General features: G+C 40.4%; 17 protein-coding genes and 3 tRNA genes. 10 read left to right on the forward strand and 10 right to left on the reverse strand.

Going from position 1 to position 19,137, the window contains the following annotated elements; all coding sequences use genetic code 11:
- The first annotated feature begins 481 nt into the window (after positions 1–481).
- Together V7L20_RS04590 and V7L20_RS04595 are read left to right on the forward strand one after the other, a co-directional pair.
- Positions 482–1,834, forward strand: a complete 1,353-nt coding sequence (locus tag V7L20_RS04590; protein ID WP_334742927.1) for a helix-hairpin-helix domain-containing protein — start codon at positions 482–484, stop codon at positions 1,832–1,834.
- Positions 1,835–2,051: 217 nt separating this feature from the next.
- Complete coding sequence (locus V7L20_RS04595) at positions 2,052–2,648, forward strand: hypothetical protein (RefSeq protein WP_334742928.1); 597 nt, start codon at positions 2,052–2,054, stop codon at positions 2,646–2,648.
- 1,076 nt (positions 2,649–3,724) lie between these two features.
- On the opposite strand, the gene V7L20_RS04600 is transcribed toward V7L20_RS04595, so the two are convergent.
- On the reverse strand, positions 3,725–4,567 hold the full coding sequence (locus tag V7L20_RS04600) for a cyanophycinase (RefSeq protein WP_334742929.1): 843 nt from the start codon (positions 4,565–4,567) through the stop codon (positions 3,725–3,727).
- Positions 4,568–4,997: 430 nt separating this feature from the next.
- Positions 4,998–5,201, reverse strand: coding sequence for a hypothetical protein (locus V7L20_RS04605; RefSeq protein WP_229483945.1), 204 nt, complete (start codon positions 5,199–5,201; stop codon positions 4,998–5,000).
- A 316-nt stretch (positions 5,202–5,517) separates the two neighbouring features.
- On the opposite strand from V7L20_RS04605, the gene V7L20_RS04610 reads away from it, so the two are divergent.
- On the forward strand, positions 5,518–7,428 hold the full coding sequence (locus V7L20_RS04610; protein WP_334742930.1) for an ATP-binding protein: 1,911 nt from the start codon (positions 5,518–5,520) through the stop codon (positions 7,426–7,428).
- 228 nt (positions 7,429–7,656) lie between these two features.
- On the opposite strand, the gene V7L20_RS04615 is transcribed toward V7L20_RS04610, so the two are convergent.
- The 6 genes from V7L20_RS04615 to V7L20_RS04640 all read right to left on the reverse strand — a co-directional run bounded on the left by V7L20_RS04615 (position 7,657) and on the right by V7L20_RS04640 (position 12,123).
- Positions 7,657–9,273, reverse strand: coding sequence for a tetratricopeptide repeat protein (locus V7L20_RS04615; protein WP_334742931.1), 1,617 nt, complete (start codon positions 9,271–9,273; stop codon positions 7,657–7,659).
- A gap of 256 nt (positions 9,274–9,529) precedes the next feature.
- Positions 9,530–9,742 (reverse strand): hypothetical protein, encoded by a 213-nt coding sequence (locus V7L20_RS04620; RefSeq protein ID WP_334742932.1) that lies wholly within the window; start codon positions 9,740–9,742, stop codon positions 9,530–9,532.
- Positions 9,743–9,789: 47 nt separating this feature from the next.
- Complete coding sequence (locus V7L20_RS04625) at positions 9,790–9,981, reverse strand: hypothetical protein (RefSeq protein WP_334742933.1); 192 nt, start codon at positions 9,979–9,981, stop codon at positions 9,790–9,792.
- Between the two features lie 397 nt (positions 9,982–10,378).
- Entirely contained in the window at positions 10,379–10,945 is a 567-nt protein-coding gene (locus tag V7L20_RS04630) for a phycobiliprotein lyase (protein WP_334742934.1), read from the reverse strand.
- Between the two features lie 51 nt (positions 10,946–10,996).
- Complete coding sequence (locus tag V7L20_RS04635) at positions 10,997–11,677, reverse strand: HEAT repeat domain-containing protein (RefSeq protein WP_334742935.1); 681 nt, start codon at positions 11,675–11,677, stop codon at positions 10,997–10,999.
- A 361-nt stretch (positions 11,678–12,038) separates the two neighbouring features.
- Positions 12,039–12,123: transfer RNA gene (locus tag V7L20_RS04640), tRNA-Ser, on the reverse strand.
- A 106-nt stretch (positions 12,124–12,229) separates the two neighbouring features.
- Here V7L20_RS04640 and V7L20_RS04645 point away from each other — a divergent pair.
- Positions 12,230–12,655, forward strand: a complete 426-nt coding sequence (locus tag V7L20_RS04645) for an acyl-CoA thioesterase (protein ID WP_334742936.1) — start codon at positions 12,230–12,232, stop codon at positions 12,653–12,655.
- A gap of 185 nt (positions 12,656–12,840) precedes the next feature.
- Complete coding sequence (locus tag V7L20_RS04650) at positions 12,841–13,098, forward strand: hypothetical protein (protein WP_334742937.1); 258 nt, start codon at positions 12,841–12,843, stop codon at positions 13,096–13,098.
- 3 nt (positions 13,099–13,101) lie between these two features.
- Here V7L20_RS04650 and V7L20_RS04655 read toward each other — a convergent pair whose 3' ends face one another.
- The gene (locus V7L20_RS04655) at positions 13,102–13,923 is read right to left on the reverse strand and encodes a TrmH family RNA methyltransferase (protein ID WP_334742938.1); all 822 of its coding nucleotides are present in this window, start codon (positions 13,921–13,923) and stop codon (positions 13,102–13,104) included.
- Positions 13,924–14,033: 110 nt separating this feature from the next.
- Positions 14,034–14,115: transfer RNA gene (locus V7L20_RS04660), tRNA-Leu, on the reverse strand.
- A 409-nt stretch (positions 14,116–14,524) separates the two neighbouring features.
- Here V7L20_RS04660 and murA point away from each other — a divergent pair.
- The 5 genes from murA (at position 14,525) to V7L20_RS04685 (ending at position 19,020) form a co-directional block, all read left to right on the forward strand.
- On the forward strand, positions 14,525–15,892 hold the full coding sequence (gene murA, locus V7L20_RS04665) for a UDP-N-acetylglucosamine 1-carboxyvinyltransferase (RefSeq protein WP_334742947.1): 1,368 nt from the start codon (positions 14,525–14,527) through the stop codon (positions 15,890–15,892).
- 251 nt (positions 15,893–16,143) lie between these two features.
- A complete protein-coding gene (locus tag V7L20_RS04670) occupies positions 16,144–17,022 on the forward strand; it encodes a M48 family metallopeptidase (protein ID WP_334742939.1) in 879 nt (292 codons plus the stop codon).
- 451 nt (positions 17,023–17,473) lie between these two features.
- Positions 17,474–18,595, forward strand: coding sequence for an alpha-hydroxy acid oxidase (locus V7L20_RS04675; protein WP_334742940.1), 1,122 nt, complete (start codon positions 17,474–17,476; stop codon positions 18,593–18,595).
- 107 nt (positions 18,596–18,702) lie between these two features.
- Positions 18,703–18,786: transfer RNA gene (locus tag V7L20_RS04680), tRNA-Leu, on the forward strand.
- Between the two features lie 33 nt (positions 18,787–18,819).
- Positions 18,820–19,020 (forward strand): hypothetical protein, encoded by a 201-nt coding sequence (locus tag V7L20_RS04685; protein WP_334742941.1) that lies wholly within the window; start codon positions 18,820–18,822, stop codon positions 19,018–19,020.
- The last annotated feature ends 117 nt before the right edge of the window (positions 19,021–19,137 follow it).

Raw genomic sequence — 19,137 nt, forward strand, 5'->3', positions numbered from 1 at the left:
GGCACAAGCAGGGGGCAGAAAGAAGAGGGCACTTTCCGTGACGCTCGTAAGCGTTGCGTTAGCGACGTAGGAGTGTCTGACTCGCTAACACTGCGCTATCAACATAAATCTTTTTATACTAGTAAGCTTTATACCCACAACTAAAGTTTTCATTAATACTTCTTTTCTCCAGCAAGAACTGCCTTCTCTTGTAAAATTTTTCTCCCCCGTGAAGAGCTCCCCTGCTTCTTCCCCACTCTCCAGGCATCTGATTAAGTGGATTAATATGTATTGGAACGGTTTAATAAGCGTTAAAACAGCAATTGTATAGCTTTTAACTGTCTATCTAATGGTTTGACAAAAGATTGATATATTTTGACTATTTTTGTGCAACAGTATAGCAGTGTTTTATAATGATATAACTTTTTGTTATGGTATTACAAAAATTACAATTGTCATCATTTGATCAATTTGGGAAAAAATTTTTTGAGGGTAAGCTAGGATGATTAAAATAGTCACGCGCAAATATTTAGGAAAACAAAGTGTTTATGACATTGGGGTTGAACATGACCATAATTTTGCAATCAAAAATGGGTTAATAGCTTCCAATTGTTTCAATAAATCCCATTCGACTGCCTATGGTTATGTAACTTATCAAACAGCATATTTAAAAGCTAATTACCCACTAGAATATATGGCAGCGCTGTTAACGGCTAACAGTGGCGATACCGATAAGGTACAGAGATATATTACTAACTGTACAAATATGGGTATTTCCATAGATCCGCCAGATATTAATCGTTCTGGCGTTGATTTTACGCCAACGGCAGGAAAGATTCTATTTGGATTTTCGGCGGTGCGTAACGTAGGACAGAGTGCGATCGCCTGTATTTTGGAGGCAAGAAATGAGACAGGAGAGTTCAAATCTCTCGCTGATTTTTGCGATCGCGTGGATTTACGTGCTGTTAACCGCCGGACTCTGGAATCGTTGATTTACTGTGGAGCCTTTGACAAAATTGAACCCAACCGTCAACAGTTAATTAACGACTTAGAATTAGTGTATGATTGGGCACAATCTCGCGCTAAAGACAGAGCTAGTGGTCAAGGAAATCTTTTAGATTTATTAGGTGACGGATTTTCTTCTACTCCCACCAAAAGAGCAAATAATGCCTTTGAAACTGCTCCAAAATCTAAACCTGTGATGGACTTGCCACCACAGAAAAAGTTGCAGATGGAAAAAGAATTATTAGGATTTTATGTATCAGATCATCCATTGAAATGCTTACGGCAAATAGCACCACTTTTGACTCCAATTAACCTTTCGCAAATGGGAGAGCAAAGGGAAGAAACAAGACTTTGTGCAGTTGTCATGTTGAATAACGTCAAAAAAGTAGTTACTAAAAAAGGCGATCAAATGGCAATTTTGCAAATAGAAGACCTCACTACACAATCAGAAGCTGTAGTCTTTCCTAAAATCTATGAACGCATTAGTTCCCTACTCCAAGTTGACACTAGATTGATTATTTGGGGAAAAGTAGATCGACGCGACGAGCAAACTCAATTTATTCTTGAAGATGCAGAGCCAGTGGAAACAGTACAAATGGTAATGGTGGAATTAAATCCCCAGCAAGCAGGTAATATCGATGAACTACATCGCTTAAAAATAATTTTGCAAGAACAGTCAGGAGATAAAGAAAAGGCAAAAATGCCAGTAATTGGAATTATACAAACTGAAAATTCTCGAAAACTTGTTCGCTTGGGTTGGCAATTTTGCGTACAAGATTCTAGAATAGCCGTTCAAGCTTTGCAAAATGCCAGTTTTCCTGCTCATCTCAAATCGCTGACTGGTATCTAAAGCCAGAGGTGAAAAGTCTACCATTACTGAAAAGCAGCTTAGTAAAAAATCGCTTAGTGATTAGTTTTACTGAACTGTCAACAGTAAAATAGCTTAAGTATTCAGGCTTTTAATCGTTTTTTTAGTTACTTATGCGGATGATGATTTCCTTGAGGTAATGGTATATTTTTATGCTAAGACCCTTAAGGCTGCGACCGGGGGAAGGAGTTAGAACTTGATGATCGTGAACGAGCTACATAAATTTGTTTCATACTGTAAAATCATTCAACCCCAAACTCAGGAGGATATTAAAAAATTTTTTGAAGGAGTTATTTTATTTCCTTATGATAAGGAACTTCTACTGCAAGCTTATTTATTTCTGAATATTAAAGACTTATTTCCCTCGTGCGCTGAATTACTGTTATTTGAAAAATCTCCAATTTCAGATTATACAGATTTAGGAAAGTGTGATTTTGTCTATCAGACCTTTAAAGGAAGCCTGTTTTTAATTGAAACTAAATTTATTGATACAGAAGCAACAGGAGCTACTGAAAGAAAAAGAAGAAATAAACACAGAAACAAGGTATTTGAGCAAGTTATTACTTTGAAAGGCCGGTTTAGTGAATATTGGAATATAAGGTTAGATCAATTAGAGTGCGGGGTTTTCACAACAGATGCAGAAGTTGCTTGGCGAGGAAATGGCGTGAACGTCATATCTAAATCAATATCTATAGAGCATCTGGAAAAATGGCGAAGAAGCTATCACAGTAGTGAAAAATTTTTATCTCATCAAGATGGGTCAAAGCTTGAGGGGAAGCTTAATTTGAAAGGTTGAGCCAAGACCCAAGTATACTTCTTGCGATGATTTGCCCTCCGTAAACTTGTACAATTTGTTATGCAATGCCTGCGGTTTTTGCTAACCTACGCAAGTCAGAGTCCAAAGCCGCCTATTTGGCGAGAGCGACGAGATTAAATAGTAAGCTAATCATCATTCATTTTTCCAGGTTGATTCGCTTGTAGTAAGCGGCTCTAACCTTGCTTTTATGCAACTTAAATGCTCATTAGCTTATCTGTACGTCCATCCTCGATGGAGAAACAACACAATCATTTACCTTGTATTAGGTGGGCTATCGGTTAAATCTGCTAGATTCACTCTTAATAGTGTTCGGTTAAGCCTAAAAAATAACTCTAATGTAGGTTGGGTTGAGGAACCAAACCTAACATTTTCAGAGGTTTGTTGGGTAACACTAAAGTTCAACCCAACCTACAAATTTTCAAAACCTACGCAGTATTGGATTCACTTTAATAAATTTAGGACTTACGCAAAAAGTGCTAAAAATCTTATTTTATCGAACCGCCTTCTCTACAAGAGGCTTCTGCCAACGCGCGGCGTCTCCTTAAAGAAGAACGCCAAGAATCATTGAGTTTGCGTAAGTCCTAAAATTTTCTTTCTTTCACATCACGATGCATTCGTACAGTATCAAACTCACACAAGTGTTTTTTATACCTGAGTTTCACTCACGACTGCGATCGCTTATCAATAATAAATCCCCCCTTTCCTCCTAACAATACGGTGCTATGTCCGCTATTTCTGAGAGTATTTGGGAGGATATTCAAGAAATAAATGTCAGTAATCTACAATTATAGGACTTACGCAAAATATCTCTCAAACTCCGATTTCTCCGTGTCGCGCCAGTTGCTACCCTTCTCCTGACAAAGACGCTGCACGAACGGGAACGCTAAGAGCGAACAAGTCTCTTAACCGCAAGGGCGCACTGGCTTCTATGCGCCTCTGCGGTAGCCTGCGGCAAGCCAATGCAGCGTCTACGTTATTCCGTAACTCGTGCGTAAGTCCTAGATTTTTAATTATTGACTCAATTTAAACGCATCTGTTAAAAGTTAGGTGTTGATTCAACCAACAGCTACAGACATATTTGCCACAGAGCCATTATTTAGAATAGGTTGACGGGTTTTCAAGTCAAATTTGAAGCCATGCGGCAAAATATGAAGCTTTGCTCCGCAAATCGCCAAAGACTCATCCTTCAAAATTTCGTCCATATTGTTGTATGTAGCTTCTGATTCATCAACAATCGTGACCGCACCTTGACCAATAACTTCAATTTGATTATCTGTCACGACCATAGCGGTATTCTCATCAATACCGAATCCCAAAACAGCAGGCTGTAGTATCAAAGCTGAAATTAAGCGTCCCAAGCGTCCGCGCTGGGAAAAATGTTGGTCAATTACCACTCCTGGTAGAAAACCAAGACCGGGGCCCATTTCAACAGTTTCAATCCGAGGATGTGTTTCTGAATCGCCTTCCACAATCATTACGTCTGGCATCACGGCGGCTCCCGCACTTGTGCCTGCGATAACTACACCTTCAGAAAACCGTTGATGAATCGCCGTATCTATTTCTGTGCCCTTAAGGATGTTGGTAATCCGAGCTTGATCTCCCCCAGTAAAAAATACTCCAGTTGCTTTATGAATTGCTTCTAATGCAGTAGATGAAGAAGCATCATCGCGGCTTTCTGTATCAATAATACGAGCATTTTCGGCTCCCAGTCGCTCAAATATTCTAATATAGTTTTCTCCCACTTCTCTTGGTAATTCTGTCGCCGCCGTCATGATTACAATATACGCCTTCGTACCCCCAGCGCGTCGCACAAAGTCCCGCAGAATTTGGCAATCTCCTTCCTTGTCTTCGGCTCCCCCAATAATTACCAACTGCCGTTTAGCATTACTTTCTACCATGATGCCCCCTGATTTGAGTTAATCAATTTTACTAAACCATGACAATTCCAACTATCAAATCATTCCTTTGGTAGATCGCTTGATAGAAGGAAGTTTTGATATTTATATAGACGCAAAGCGGTGAGGCAGTCGCAGTCCTGGCGGTTTCCGTCAGTTGAGAGCTGCCGAACCCGTTGGCGCAGCCTCTCGTAGAGAAGGGCTTGTCCTTAAACATCGCAATGAAACCAAAAGATTTTTCTAAAAATTTACAAAAAAATAACTATCCTCACTATCCTCATTAACGTTCGTTGACTTAATAAAACTTACAGCATCAACTGCCTCTAGAGTGATTTGCTAGAGGCATTGCTAATTGCCGATTGAAAATTTATCGTGCTATAAAATAGTCGGTATTAACTTTAATTGAGTGCAATTAGATATCTGATGGTAAGCCCTAATGAATGCGACTTCTATAAAGCAAGTTAGTTAAGAAAAAACGTGCTTGTTCCAGTGGCAGATGCCTGGGTTTGCCTTGGTAGACAATTTGATACTCATTCATATCCGGGCCATCACCATGCCCAGAGATCAGCTTTTGGTGAAAAGCTTCCTCAGCAAGTTCTCGAATCTCGTCTCTTAGAGCAGCTTGTGTGCTATTCATAACTTTGCTGTCTTTTGAATACCTTATATCTATTTATACAAGTTATTGGCTGGGTTTGTACCTTTCAAAGGTTATATATTTGACTATTCAGGAGGATGAATTGACTGTAGTTTTTTCTTTGCTGAGGTAAGGGGGTTTAATTATGCCTTGAGATAGTTGAAAATGCTTACTAATAGGTTTAATCTGGGTTCTGATTAGATCAAGGGCTTTGCCATCACTCTCCAAAATTAATGTGAATCAATTTACAATCAATAAGTCTGAGTAACCAGAACTCAGCATTTAAATTTCAGGGTGTTTAGCCAAAGGTTCGTAATCAATGGTTCTACAAAAAAGCAGTGATTTAGTCCGCATTAATGCTAGAAGAACGGATGTATTCGATATTTTCAACTTCAAGCATTATGTTGGGCCCAACCCCTATTTAGATAGAGGGGCGCTAGTATTTGATTTTACTCTAGTTGAGTCTAGAGAGCCTTTGCCCATTGAGGATTATATTGTAAAGATTGGCGATCGCTATCCAAATCTAGGCAGCCAAAGCTACGAATCTTATGCTCATCTATTTGCCCAAGTTGTATCCGAAGTCGGAAAACTGGACATGGATTTGCACCTTAACCGTTGGAGTGTCAAGCCATATCCAGATTTCGTGCGGATTAGCGTTCAATCACTACATGAACGCACAACTAGAGAGGTAGCTTATTTTGTTTGGGATTGGTTTGAAGCTATTACCCAAGATGAAGACTTTAATTTTGATGAACAATTGGTGAGGCTGCAAAATAAATTCCGCGCCTCTATCTATGGTGGCCCTACAGTTTACGCTCTATTGCGAACAGCCTACGAAAAAGGTATTCCCGCCTTTCATTTGTGGGAAGAAGGATTAATGCAATACGGCTTAGGAAAAAAACATGTCCGGGGGGTAGCAACAACATTTAACTGTGATAGCCATCTAGATTCAGAGTTTACCACCCGCAAAGATGACTGCAAGGCATTTTTAAAAACCTTGGGTTTCCCAGTTCCTGAAGGCGATATCGTCTTTACTGAAAAGGAAGCCTTGGCAGCAGCAAGACAAATTGGCTACCCAGTGGCAGTTAAGCCAGTGGTAGGCCACAAAGGAATTGGCGTTACAGCTGACGTGCAAGACTCGAAAGAACTTGCAGCTGCTTATAGTAGGGCACTGGCAGCGATTCCTGAAGATCAGCTAACTCGGATAATTGTTGAGAAAAGTATTTCTGGATCAGATTTTCGTTTGTTGTGTGTCAATGGCAGATTTGTCGCCGCCACAGAACGCCGTCCAGCATCGGTTGTTGGTGATGGCTATTTAACGCTTGCAGAATTAATCCGCCAAGAGAACCGGAAGCCCGCACGTTTAGACACGCCTACCTCGCCGATGAGTAAAATTCAGATAGATGAAGCGATGGAACTTTACCTAGAGGAACAGCGTTTATCATTGGACAGCGTGATTGAAAAGGGGCGCACTGTTTATCTACGTAAAGTCGCCAATCTTTCAGCCGGAGGTATGAGCATCGATGCAACCCAGACAGTTCATGATGACAATATTATCTTGGCGCAAGATATTGCCCAACACTTCCAGTTGACTTGTCTCGGTATTGATGTGATTACGAAAAGTCTCTCAGAATCTTGGAAATCCACTAACTTTGCTATCTTGGAAATCAATGCTGCACCAGGTGTTTTAATGCATCTTAAACCTTCTGTTGGTGAAAGCGTTGATGTGCCTTCTTATATCTTAGAAACCTTTTTTGAGTCAGGTACAGATTCTAGGATACCAATTATTACCTTTAATAAAATCTCAGTTGAAGAACTGCAAGCAACAATTGACCATATCCTTTTACAAAATCCCAACTGGATAATCGGTGCTGTTTGTCGTGATGCAGTTTTTGTAAATCGCTCCAAAAAAGTATTAAGCAAAAATTACAACAGCAACGTCCAAACTTTGTTGCGTCATCCAAAACTTGATTTGCTGATTGCCGAGTATGCGGAAGATATTCTAGATGAAGAGGGTATGTTTTACCGCAGTAGTAATATGATCGTTTTGGATAATCCCACTGAAACTGAGATGATGTTGGTGCGAGATGTGTTTGATAGTTCGACTGTAGTAATTAAAAAAGGCAACAATATTTCTATTCGTCGCAAAGGATTGATTGAAGATTATACTTTGGGTGAAGATGAACCATTTACGCGGGTTTATTTGAAAGAGACTGGAGCAATTTTGTAATAGCGAATTCTATTCGCCTAATACTTTGCAAATATTCTCTGATATTATGTCTGCTTGATTACTTGTTAAACCCGAAGAACTCCACCCTGCTAAAGCTACGCTTCGTCTCCCCTCCCCGCGAGTGAGGAGGAGGTAACGGGTGGAGTGTAATGGCTGTGGGAATCATAACTAATTATGCAGACATGATATTAGACTGAAAATTGCTATTTATCCGAATTGCTCAACTTTTTAGAAGTTTAAAATATCTAATGATTCTTCTATTTCTAAATTTAATATTATTTCTCGTGTATCTTTGAGTGCTTCTAGCTTACCTTCTTGACGATAAATGTCTGCCGCTTTTTGGAAATCTTCAATTGCTCCTTGTTTATCTGTTATTTCTAAACGGATATTGCCACGATTGTAATAAGCATCTGCATAATTTGAATTAATCTGGATTGCTTGAGTATAATCTTCAATTGCTCCTTCAAAATCTCCTAAATCTGAACGAGCATAACCACGGTTATAATAAGCATCTGCATAATTAGGATTAATCTGTATTGCCTGAGTATAATCTTCAATTGCTCCTTCAAAATCTCCTAAATCTGAACGAGCATGACCACGTTTTTTATAAGCTATGGCATCTTTAGGATTAATTTTAATTGCTTGGGTAAATCCCGGTTGAGAGCCTAATAAATAACGAGCAATCCCACGGTTTTTATAAACATCAGCATAATGGGGGTTAATTTTAATAGCCTGAGTATAATCTTCGATTGCTCCTTGGTTATCTCCTACATGGGAACGAGCTTCAGCCCGGTTTTTATAAGCCACGGCAACATTAGGATTAATGCTGATAGCTTGGGTATAATCATTAATTGCTTCTTCTAATCTTCCCAATTGAGAGAAAGCTAAACCTCGTTTATTGTAAGATTTGGCATCATGAAGATTTATCTGGATTGCCTGCGAATAATCTGCGATCGCAGCTTCATAATCTCCTATTTGATAATGAGCTAAACCTCGTTTATAATATAAATCAACATTACTAGATTTTACTTGTAACGCTTGATTATATTTGGCGATCGCATTTGAATATTCTCCTTTTTCAAAACATTCATCACCTAATCTAACATAAAGTATATTTAAATATTCATCACTATATTCTAGTTTAAAATAAGATTTGCTCAACTGATTAATATTTGGCTTAGATGCAATTTCCGGCTTCGGGAGATATTTGTAAATTAGTGGTTGTTGCTTAGAATTATTTATAGAAGATTGTAACTGTTCTAGATAACACCATAAACCACCACCATACAGTAATTGTTCTATTCCAAAATAAATTTTACCAGTCTTCAACTTAATCATCCGGGTTGGGAGAAACCCAGCCAAAAAAAGGTGATACTCAGATTGTGCTTCACTTACATCTTCTTGAATCAAAATGCAAACTACAACTGCATTTTTTTCAACCTCTTCAGAACTAATTGACCATCTAGCTCTATCAATACTACCGTGACGAGATTTAACCTCAACACCAATAGATGGGTCAGAAGTCAACGTAAAATCTATATTGCCATCGCCGCCGAATCGCTTTTCATAATCGACTTCGGTAATAAAATCAGCTAAACGCTCTTTGACAACTTCCTCACCCAACTTTCCTTTAAGATAGCTAATAAAAACGTCACGGACTGGTAAAACACGCTTGTATTTCTCAGCCATCAACCAGCAAAATTCCCGTAGTGCCTTTAACCTTTCTCCAGAGATTATAGTTAATTCACTATATTGACCTTCTGTTTCACAATGAAGCAGAGAACCAGATGTTAACCTTTTAATAAAATCAGACTGTAGCGATCGCAGTAGTGTAATCCAGTCCATTTATATTTCTGCGAATCTTTTGATGAGATTATTCTATTAAAATATCCATTCGGCGTAAACCTTTTAATTAACTTGGGTGATATTCCCAAAAATTGTTGACTATTTTGCAATAATTCTTAACTTAACTTCATATATCAAATTAACAGACAATTAGATTAAATTAATAAGAGTGTAAAGAGACATAGCATCCTGTCTGAGACATTGCTATTTTTTACAGTCGAGTATGAATAGTGATTTATTGATAGATTTGCTGGAGTTATTCTAGAGTATTCACAGTTTTGATACTGGTAAGAATAGCTCTTAATATCTCTACGTTCTGTATTTGAACAATCTCTGATAATATTGTTAACGCTTCGCTGCCAAATTTTAGTTCAAAACCCATTTCAATACCTTCAATAAATCCTTCTCTTTTTCCTTCTCTTTTTCCTTGTTCAATACCCTTTTTTTCTACGCTAGTAATATATGGCATTTTTTTTTCCTCCTCATATAGAGTCACTTCTTGCCAAAAACTGTTCTCTAATTCTTCACAACAAATCTTTGCCCTAATTTTGCATCTCGAACTACTTGCTGTAACTCTTTGTCCAAAAAAGTATAGCCTCGCTTCCAGTCTATTCCCTTTGCGGCTACAGGAAAGAAAAATTCAATGCACTCTTGAAAGTAGGTTTCTATAGCTTCTTTCCACAAAGTGTCATATTCATCGTTAGACATTGGCAGGATTTACATCAGTTTTGAAGATGCAAGCATGTCTGATTATGCTAGAGTTTTGAGGAGTTAGGAAAGTGCGATCACTAGGAATAATACATAAAAAACTCCATCCCCTTGTGGATGGAGTTTTTGGACATGGGGAATAAAAGATGGCGAAGAACTTACCAATGCCCTATGCCCTGTGCCCCAAGCAATGGGGCGACTATCTCTCTCCACCTACTCAAGAGAATTGAGTTTCCTGTCGCTTTCAATGAAATATTCATTAGCTAACCAGCAAGATCGCAAATGCCAGAAAATCACAATCTAAACTTAAAGGCTTTCACAAACTCCAGTCCCCCCTCTCGAAGAGCCTACCGTTTATAAGGTATCTTGCTTCCAAGGGGAATATTTTATTATCCAACTAACTCGATACTGAATTAGCCGCCTCGGAAGCCTTCGCAGCTGGTGGAAAACCACCCATGCGAATTTCAGAAGTAAAGGAAGTAATACTAAATCCGCCAAAACTCTTAAGGATATTTACCCGCATTCGTAAATTGGGGCTAGCAAACCATAGGCGCTCCTCTAACGACATGGTTTCATCCTCTATAGTTAAGATTAAAGCACCATCACTGTCAAATTTATAATGTCCCGCAACTGGAGTTTTATCAGCATCAAACACTTCCCGCAGTAACTTACCTTCAGCTGGATTATCTGGATCAGTTACAGAAACTAACACAGTTGAGCCACTGTGTTTTGTTTGATCTTTTTCCATTGTGCCGTTCCAAGTAATTTTGGCAGCACAAGAGGCGGAACTAGGATTAATTTCGTACTGTTGACACAGTTTGATCACTTTTGGATCATCTAGTGCTAGTGTCTCAATGATAATGTCAGACTTGCTATCTTCAGATTGGTTAAAAGCCAAATGTTGACTAGTACGATGAGAGAACCATTTACCAGAACTTAACTGAAAAAACTCTTCAATATTCATGAATAAAATTCCCACTTAATTATTATTAAAAGCTAGCAGGAAACTTTTATATTAAGCTTGATTGGCTATTTCCTCAAGCTTCCTGAGGCTAATCCTGGCTGCCTCAGCAACGTTGAAATGATTGTCTTTTTCCAAGTATTTTAAAGCTGAGACACTCTTGGGAGTAGGAAGATTTCCCAAAGCTTCTGCCAAACGCTGCCTTACTAACCAATCATCTGATTGGGCAAAGCGCAGGATCTGATCGACTGACTCAATATCTTGAATTTCTCCCAGTGCAGATATTGCAGCCTGTTGCAACACTACTTCTTTGCTATCCAATGCTTGAATAAGTATTTGATGGGCACGAGGGTCTTTAATGTTACCAAGAGAAACGGCTGCACTAAAGCGTACTAGCCAATCAGTATCCTCATAAAATGCCCGTGAAAGTACCTCAAAGGCTCTGGCATCACCTAAATACCCTAAAGCACCAGCAGCATCAGCGCGTATGCCATAATCCGGGTCATTTTCGAGAATTCTGACCAAAATTGAATAACATTCTGGTGTTGGCTTGATTCCCAGAGCAAAAATTGCCATTGATCGCAGTTGTAAAGATTCGTCATCTAGTACCTTTTTAATCAAAGGAACTGCATCCTCCGCAGACACATGACGCAGATTGGCTAGGGCTACCATGCGATCGCGTAAATTCGGACTTTCTAACTGAGTAGAAATTTCTTCTAAGCTTAGAGCTGCCATTTAGTTCAAAACGTTTTCTTTACTTATCTTAATTTACCCGATCCGTTCACCAGCCTGTCACCATTGTGAAGTAGGAGTTTGGCCACTTTACAAAATGGCTCAATTATGAGTGAAAAATAAATAAATGTAACAATAGGCAGCAGGAGGAAAGAAGTATTAATGAAAACTAATGAAAACTTTAGTTGTGTTTTAGTTTTTAGCCTTAACAGAACCATATTGGTTTGTAAGATAGCTTTTCGGGAGAAGGCTAACGCACTGTCAAAGCAATTTAAAAATATATTTGGCAATATACTGCTTTTTAAAGAACCCGACTATTTGTATAAATCTGGTTAAAACTATACATTTAGACTAGGTTTGAAAACGGAGAGGGGGGGATTCGAACCCCCGTTAAGTTTCCCTAAACAGACTTTCCAGGTCTGCGCCTTAAACCGCTCGGCCACCTCTCCAGATGCCATAAGTTACCATTATACTATAGAATCCTAGAAAATGCAAAGATAAAAAAGATATTTTAGATTGAAGTGTAAGAAATAGTGCTGTACTACCAACTAAACTATGCCACCCTTCAAAACTTTGCTACGCGTCCGACACTATGAGATGGACGCCCTTGGGCATGTAAATAACGCTGTCTACCAAAATTATCTAGAACAAGCAGCCATTGAGCATTCAGAATACCTGGGCTTAACTTTGGATGTATATCGGCAAGTAGGTGGCGTATTTGTGATGCGGCGGGTAGAAATTGACTATTTACGCCCAGCAGTTGCAGGCGATACCTTAGAAGTCACTACCTGGTTGAAGGAAATGCGCGGGACTCGTGCCTTGCGATGCTACGAAATTCGTAAACAAAACCAAGAAAATTTGTTGGTAACGGCAGAGGCGCTATGGGTTTGGGTGGATGCACAGACAATGCGCCCACGACCAATTCCCAGTGTTATGTTAGACAAATTTTTGCAAATCCAAAACCCAGGTGTTACAAGCTAAAAATGGTTTGTTATTTGCCATGTAATGAATCTTAATTCTTCTCATGAAAAACAAATGATTGATTTTTCCTTCAGGTAATGCTGACATCAAGAATACACAACTATGATGTTATAAGTGCAAAATTTAAATTTGTAGGAACTGCAATCAAAATTAGCTTAGTAAATCAGGATTTTTAAGTCAATATTATGGAGCAAAGTCAGCCACAACAGCGCCGTGTCGCCGATCAAGTATTTCAAGAATCCCTCGATCAGTTGGAGGATATTTTACAAGAAAGTTCAATTGAGGATGAAGAAATCCCCCAAGCACAACTGCATACTAATAGTCTCAGTGAAGTAGAACTCGATCAAGATTTGACAAATATTGATTTAGCGGCTCTTGAGGACGCAGTTGCTGATATTGAACAATATCTCGAAGAAATAACAAAAACTGAAGAAAAGTTTTAACTCCTAACTCCTAACTCCTAACTCTTGACTTATTTGCCGCCGAGCTTCGTACAACATTAAAGCAGCTGCGATCGCTACATTCAAAGATTCCACCCCTGGACTCAAAGGAATCCTTACTTGCTTGTCTGCGATCGCTGCTAAATTTGCTGACAATCCAGCACCCTCATTTCCTAGTAAAATCAGACTGGGTTTGCGCCAGTCCACTTCCCAATAAGTTAAAGTTGCACTGGGTAAGGTTGCCACTACCTGCATTCCTGCCTGCTGACTTTGTTGTACTGTAGCTTTTAAATCTTCGGTTACGGCTGTTGCTAGGCGAAACCATTGCCCTGCTGAAGCCCGGAGAACTTTAGGGCTGTCTAAATCTACACTGTCTTTACTTACCCATAACCCTGATGCTCCAGCAGCAGCAGCACTGCGAATCATTGTACCCAGGTTGCCGGGATCTTGCACCGTTTCTAAAGCTAGCATTGTACCAGTAAATGGTAGTTGAGCTTGGCGAACACCCCCGGTGGGCGAAGCGCCAACGCTTCGTTTTGCTGTTGCAACCACACCATCCGGTTGGACTGTAGTAGCCATCACATCCAAAACTTCTTTACTGACAATTTCGGCGCGATCACATCGGCTACAAACTTCTTCCCAGAGTGAAGAGTGGGCTGCTTGCCAATCTGGAGTACAACACACTGTTTCTAGTGGGTAATTTACCCCACAAGCTTCCTCTAACAGGTGCGTCCCTTCTAGTAAAAATAACTCCTGCTTGTGCCGCTCCTTGGTGGAGTGAAGTTTGCGGATTTGCTTGACTAGGGAATTTTGTAAACTGGTCAACATTAAAAAGTTAGGAGTTGGGAGTAGAGACGCGATTAATCGCGTCTGTGCAAGAATTAATTTAGTTTTCTTAAACTCATAACTCTTAACTTCTAACTCCTAACTTGATAATATGCGGAACCCGGGACTTGAACCCGGAAGCCTTGCGGCACTAGAACCTGAATCTAGCGCGTCTGCCAATTCCGCCAGTTCCGCTTGCATTTTCCTTTATCGACAATTTCCTATTATGGCGTTATATTTTATCTTTGTCAAGTAAAAATATAATGCCTTGCTTAAGAGACTCAGACTGGAAACAAGTTTTTCAGGGCATGAAGTCGAATCAAAATATTAACTCAACAGTAGAGCATTGATTTTTATAAAACACTTAAGTTATTTTACTGAGTATTTAATTTAGCTTAAAACTACTACTTATTCGATCATTTCTGATAAATTTTTTAAAAGCTCAAAATGCTTGCTATTACTGGCTTATAACCATTATTCTTCCCAAGCAAACAATTTTTTTATGTAATATGCTGCTCTAAAATGTGGACAATTTGAATCTTTACTGTAGAATCAAAACCAACTTCAAACATATAAAATACATATTACTTTTGGAGGTAGGCTTATCAATCCTTTTACCAGCTTACCAGATGCCAAAATTGCTCCAGAAGCAGACTCCTCAGTCTTGCAAATTTGGGGTAGGCATCCTTTGCGAGGTCATGTGAAAATTAGCGGGGCAAAAAATGCAGCACTGGTAATCATGGCTGGAGCATTGCTGTGTCCAGGCGATTGTCGTATCCGCAATGTCCCCTTATTGGCGGATGTAGAGCGGATGGGTCAGGTGTTATTGGCTTTGGGTGTACGTTTAACCCGGCAAGGCGATATTTTAGACATTAACGCCAGCGAAATTAAAACATCTAAAGCTCCCTACGAACTAGTTACTCAACTGAGGGCAAGTTTCTTCGCCATTGGTGCCATTCTGGCAAGATTGGGAGTAGCGCAGATGCCTTTACCAGGTGGTTGTGCTATTGGGGCAAGACCAGTTGACTTGCATGTTCGAGGATTGCAAGCAATGGGGGCTGAGGTACAGATTGAACATGGCATTTGTAATGCCTACGTCCCAGGCAGCAGCCGGAGATTAAAAGGTGCGAAGATTTACTTAGACATCGCCAGTGTTGGAGCTACAGAAAACTTGATGATGGCGGCTACCCTGGCAGAGGGCGAAACAATCATCGAAAATGCTGCCAGAGAACCGGAAGTAGTTGATTTAGCTAACTTCTGTAACGCGATGGGAGCCAAGATTCAGGGAGCGGGGACTAGCAGGATTATTATCGAAGGAGTCCCCAAGTTGCATTCTGTTGACTACAGTATCATTCCCGATCGCATTGAGGCCGGTACATTTTTGCTGGCAGCAGCAATTACCCGTTCCGAACTTCTTCTTTCGCCAGTGGCTCCAGAACATCTTATACCAGTGATTGCCAAGCTGCGGGATATTGGAGTTACCATAATTGAGGAAAATCCTGAACACTTACGTATTCTGCCAGCAGAAACTCTCAAGGCAACGGATATTGAAACTCAATACCATCCAGGTTTTCCCACAGATATGCAAGCGCCGTTCATGGCTTTGCTGACATTGGCTGAAGGCGACAGCGTGATTAACGAATCTGTCTTTGAAAATCGCTTACGTCATGCCTCAGAGTTAAATCGCTTAGGGGCAGATATTCGTGTCAAAGGCAACGCTGCTTTCGTTCGGGGAGTACCAAAATTGTCTGGCGCACCAGTATTAGGTACAGACTTACGAGCATCGGCAGCGCTAGTCATAGCAGGACTAGCGGCAGAAGGAAAAACCACAATTCAAGGATTACAGCACCTTGATCGCGGCTATGATCGACTCGATGTCAAATTGCAGCAATTGGGCGCTAAAATCCTCCGCGTGGGCGAAGCATCAGCAGATTCAAAAATCGCTCCCAGCATCAGTAGCCTTTTAAGTTGAAATTGCTCTGACAATTCAGGTCATCTGGAAAAGCTAACCATTGACATAATCCCCTAGCCCCCTTCCCATGTCGGGAAGGGGGAAAATTAGTTGAGACTGAGGCAAGAACAAGAAGAATGAGGGAGACAAGCTAAAATTTTCTCTCCCTGTTTCCCCTGCCCAGCTTAGTTAAATCGTTATACTAACTGTGGGAGGCTGTTTATCTAACCAGCCTGATTCCATAGTTGTGTTTTTTTATAGCTTGCTGCACTATGTCCTTCTTTAAAACCCCGCTAATTGGTTTAAAAGCTGACTCATTTCGTCATCCATTAGACCTGGAAGCTACCAAAACGCTCAAGCAAATACCAGGCATAGATATGTTAGTGCGAAATTGGCTTGGGCCAATGGCAGAGCAGGTTTTTTATGTGGAAAATATTGCCTCCAGCGTTCTGGTGGGTGAAAAGCAACTGCCCGATTTATACAAGCTATTATTGGATGCCTGTAAAATCCTGGATATAGAGCCTCCCCAGTTGTACGTTCGGCAACATCCGGCTCCCAATGCCTATACTTTTGCTGTGCGGGGTAAGCAGCCCTTTGTTGTGTTACACACATCCTTGATTGATATCCTCACACCAGAGGAAATACAGGCAGTAATTGCCCACGAGTTGGGGCATCTCAAGTGTGACCATAGCGTTTATTTGACTCCTGTAAACTTATTAATATTAGCTGCGGCAATTGTGCCCAATGTTGGAACCTTCGTTGCTCAAGCGATACAGGCACAGCTTTTAGAATGGGTACGCTGTGCTGAGTTTACCTGCGATCGCGCCGCATTACTAGCAACCCAAGACCCCAAAGTTGTCATGTCAGTGTTGATGAAGCTGGCGGGTGGTTCCCCCACCTTAGCGCCACAACTAAATCTTGATGCCTTTGTTGCCCAAGCGCGCGCTTACGATGATATTAGCAAGACCGAACTAGGTGAAATGGTCAAAGCTGCCCGCACAGCCCAATTAACCCATCCAGTACCAGTGCTGCGGGCGCGAGAAATCGACCGTTGGGCAAGCAGTACAGAATATCAATCTCTAATCCAAAGTTATGGACTGAAGTCTACAAGTAATGAAGTAGCAGCCAAAGCCGGATGGCGAAACTGGTAGAGCGACTAACGAAATTTGGTTATGTAAATTAGATGTGTTTTAGCTTACAATACTCCAGATAATTAGCTTATGCGATCGCACTTGCTAGAGTTCTTCAGGCAAGCTGTGGATGATTCACTGTGATGTAAAATACTGGTACAACCATAAAATCAGCTAATGACCAGGAGCAAAAATTAGCAGAAGTTAGACAAGAAGGAATTTAAGCAGAACGTCGTAATGTTATAGAGAATTTGTTACGAGTTGGCTTTGGTTCTTTAGATTCAGAACTAAGAGGAATTACTGAAACTTTATTGGCATTATCTCCAGAGGAATTTACTACTTTATTACTGGAACTATCTAAAGAAGAATTATTAAATAGATTCCTTTAGAAGAACTTAGTGGGAGATACTGGGTTTTACAGCTTTGCTAATTGGATTAAAAACATTCCATTGCTTAACCCACATCCTCTACCATGACAGTTGTACCCAACGACCATCGCTTTCAACCCATAAATCTGTTTGAGTATGAAAAGCTAGCAAAAGAGCATCTCTCTCAAATGACGCTTGATTACTATAGCAGTGGTGCTTGGGACGAAATTACATTACGGGATAATCGTGCTGCTTTTGAGAGACTCAAGTTGCGACCTCGTGTATTAGTCGATGTTAGCGATCGCAATCTTACTACCTCCATTTTAGGACAACCCCTGCAACTACCTTTATTAATTGCGCCAATGGCTTTTCAATGTCTAGCTCATCCAGACGGAGAAATTGCTACGGCTTTAGCTGCCGCCTCAGCTGGTGTGGGCATGGTGTTAAGTACAATGGCCACAAAGAGCATTGAAGAAGTGGCCAGTGCATCTGATAATTTTCCAGATTCTCTGCGATGGTTCCAGCTTTATATCCATAAAGATCGGGGATTAACTCGTGCTTTAGTAGAAAAAGCTTATAAAGCAGGCTACAAAGCACTTTGTCTAACTGTAGATGCACCTGTTCTCGGACAACGAGAAAGAGATAGACGTAACGAGTTTGCTCTACCCTCAGATTTACATTTGGCTAATCTCGCCACCATCTCAGGCGTAGATATTTCCCATGAAAAAGGCGAATCTGGATTATTTACTTATTTTGCCCAACAGCTAAACCCAGCAGTAACTTGGGACGATTTGGAATGGTTACAGTCTTTATCTCCACTACCTTTAGTCATCAAAGGAATTTTATGGGGAGATGATGCTGTTCGGGCTGTAGAATATGGAGCCAAAGCAATTGTTGTTTCCAATCATGGTGGCAGACAACTCGATGGTGCGATCGCTTCTTTAGACGCTCTAACTGAAATAGTAGCAGCAGTGGATGGTAAAGTAGAAGTACTATTAGATGGAGGCATCCGTAGGGGCACAGACATTCTCAAAGCCCTGGCATTAGGAGCAAAAGCGGTACTAATCGGACGACCCATTTTGTGGGGACTAGCAGTAGCAGGACAAGTTGGTGTATCTCATGTCATCTCACTACTACAAGATGAATTAAATCTGGGAATGGCACTTAGCGGCTGCGCCAAACTACAGGATATTGACCCTAATTTATTGACCCTGCCACGCCCATAAGCCAGAAAGTTCTTAAACCTAATTATTCCAGCAAAACTTTGAAAATTAATTTTTAGACTTGTTACAAAATCACTTAATTAGAGTATACTAGTTAAGGTTAGATAGATGGGCGGGTGGCGAAACTGGTAGACGCACCACACTCAAAATGTGGCGGCCTTGCGGTCATAGGAGTTCGATTCTCCTCCTGCCCACTACCAAACAAATATTAAAGAGCGAAAAAAGCTATGCGCCTGAAACGATGGGAGTCTCCCCGTAAAGAAGGCAGAAATGACAAAGGTAGAGGCGGTTCTGCAAGGCAGAGACAACTCAAAAAACAAAAGCAAATGTTACGACAAAGACTCAAAGAAGCTAACAAGCCAGACAACAACAAAAACAATAGAGCAGGGGAAGATAAGTTTATCTTCCCCTTATTTTTTGGGCTTTGATTTCAGAAAAAATAAAATTTAGGGGGCGTTGCATATTTGCGGGATGAATTAGGCTGAAAGGGTGATAAAACCGTCATGGAGGTAATGAAGTAATAATTTAATTGAAAGCCTAAGCAT

The sequence above is a fragment of the Nostoc sp. genome (assembly GCF_036916735.1).
In the GTDB taxonomy this organism is placed as follows: Bacteria; Cyanobacteriota; Cyanobacteriia; order Cyanobacteriales; family Nostocaceae; genus Nostoc.

Excerpts from the sequence above, each read along its gene's own strand:
- V7L20_RS04685 (WP_334742941.1), top strand. The coding sequence starts at position 18,820 with ATGCGCCTGAAACGATGGGAGTCTCCCCGTAAAGAAGGCAGAAATGAC.
- V7L20_RS04620 (WP_334742932.1), bottom strand. The coding sequence starts at position 9,742 with ATGCCATATATTACTAGCGTAGAAAAAAAGGGTATTGAACAAGGAAAA.
- V7L20_RS04645 (WP_334742936.1), top strand. The coding sequence starts at position 12,230 with ATGCCACCCTTCAAAACTTTGCTACGCGTCCGACACTATGAGATGGAC.
- V7L20_RS04600 (WP_334742929.1), bottom strand. The coding sequence starts at position 4,567 with ATGGTAGAAAGTAATGCTAAACGGCAGTTGGTAATTATTGGGGGAGCC.
- V7L20_RS04625 (WP_334742933.1), bottom strand. The coding sequence starts at position 9,981 with ATGTCTAACGATGAATATGACACTTTGTGGAAAGAAGCTATAGAAACC.
- V7L20_RS04595 (WP_334742928.1), top strand. The coding sequence starts at position 2,052 with ATGATCGTGAACGAGCTACATAAATTTGTTTCATACTGTAAAATCATT.
- V7L20_RS04590 (WP_334742927.1), top strand. The coding sequence starts at position 482 with ATGATTAAAATAGTCACGCGCAAATATTTAGGAAAACAAAGTGTTTAT.
- V7L20_RS04650 (WP_334742937.1), top strand. The coding sequence starts at position 12,841 with ATGGAGCAAAGTCAGCCACAACAGCGCCGTGTCGCCGATCAAGTATTT.
- V7L20_RS04605 (WP_229483945.1), bottom strand. The coding sequence starts at position 5,201 with ATGAATAGCACACAAGCTGCTCTAAGAGACGAGATTCGAGAACTTGCT.
- V7L20_RS04675 (WP_334742940.1), top strand. The coding sequence starts at position 17,474 with ATGACAGTTGTACCCAACGACCATCGCTTTCAACCCATAAATCTGTTT.
- V7L20_RS04635 (WP_334742935.1), bottom strand. The coding sequence starts at position 11,677 with ATGGCAGCTCTAAGCTTAGAAGAAATTTCTACTCAGTTAGAAAGTCCG.
- V7L20_RS04630 (WP_334742934.1), bottom strand. The coding sequence starts at position 10,945 with ATGAATATTGAAGAGTTTTTTCAGTTAAGTTCTGGTAAATGGTTCTCT.
- V7L20_RS04670 (WP_334742939.1), top strand. The coding sequence starts at position 16,144 with ATGTCCTTCTTTAAAACCCCGCTAATTGGTTTAAAAGCTGACTCATTT.
- V7L20_RS04655 (WP_334742938.1), bottom strand. The coding sequence starts at position 13,923 with ATGTTGACCAGTTTACAAAATTCCCTAGTCAAGCAAATCCGCAAACTT.
- V7L20_RS04615 (WP_334742931.1), bottom strand. The coding sequence starts at position 9,273 with ATGGACTGGATTACACTACTGCGATCGCTACAGTCTGATTTTATTAAA.
- V7L20_RS04610 (WP_334742930.1), top strand. The coding sequence starts at position 5,518 with ATGGTTCTACAAAAAAGCAGTGATTTAGTCCGCATTAATGCTAGAAGA.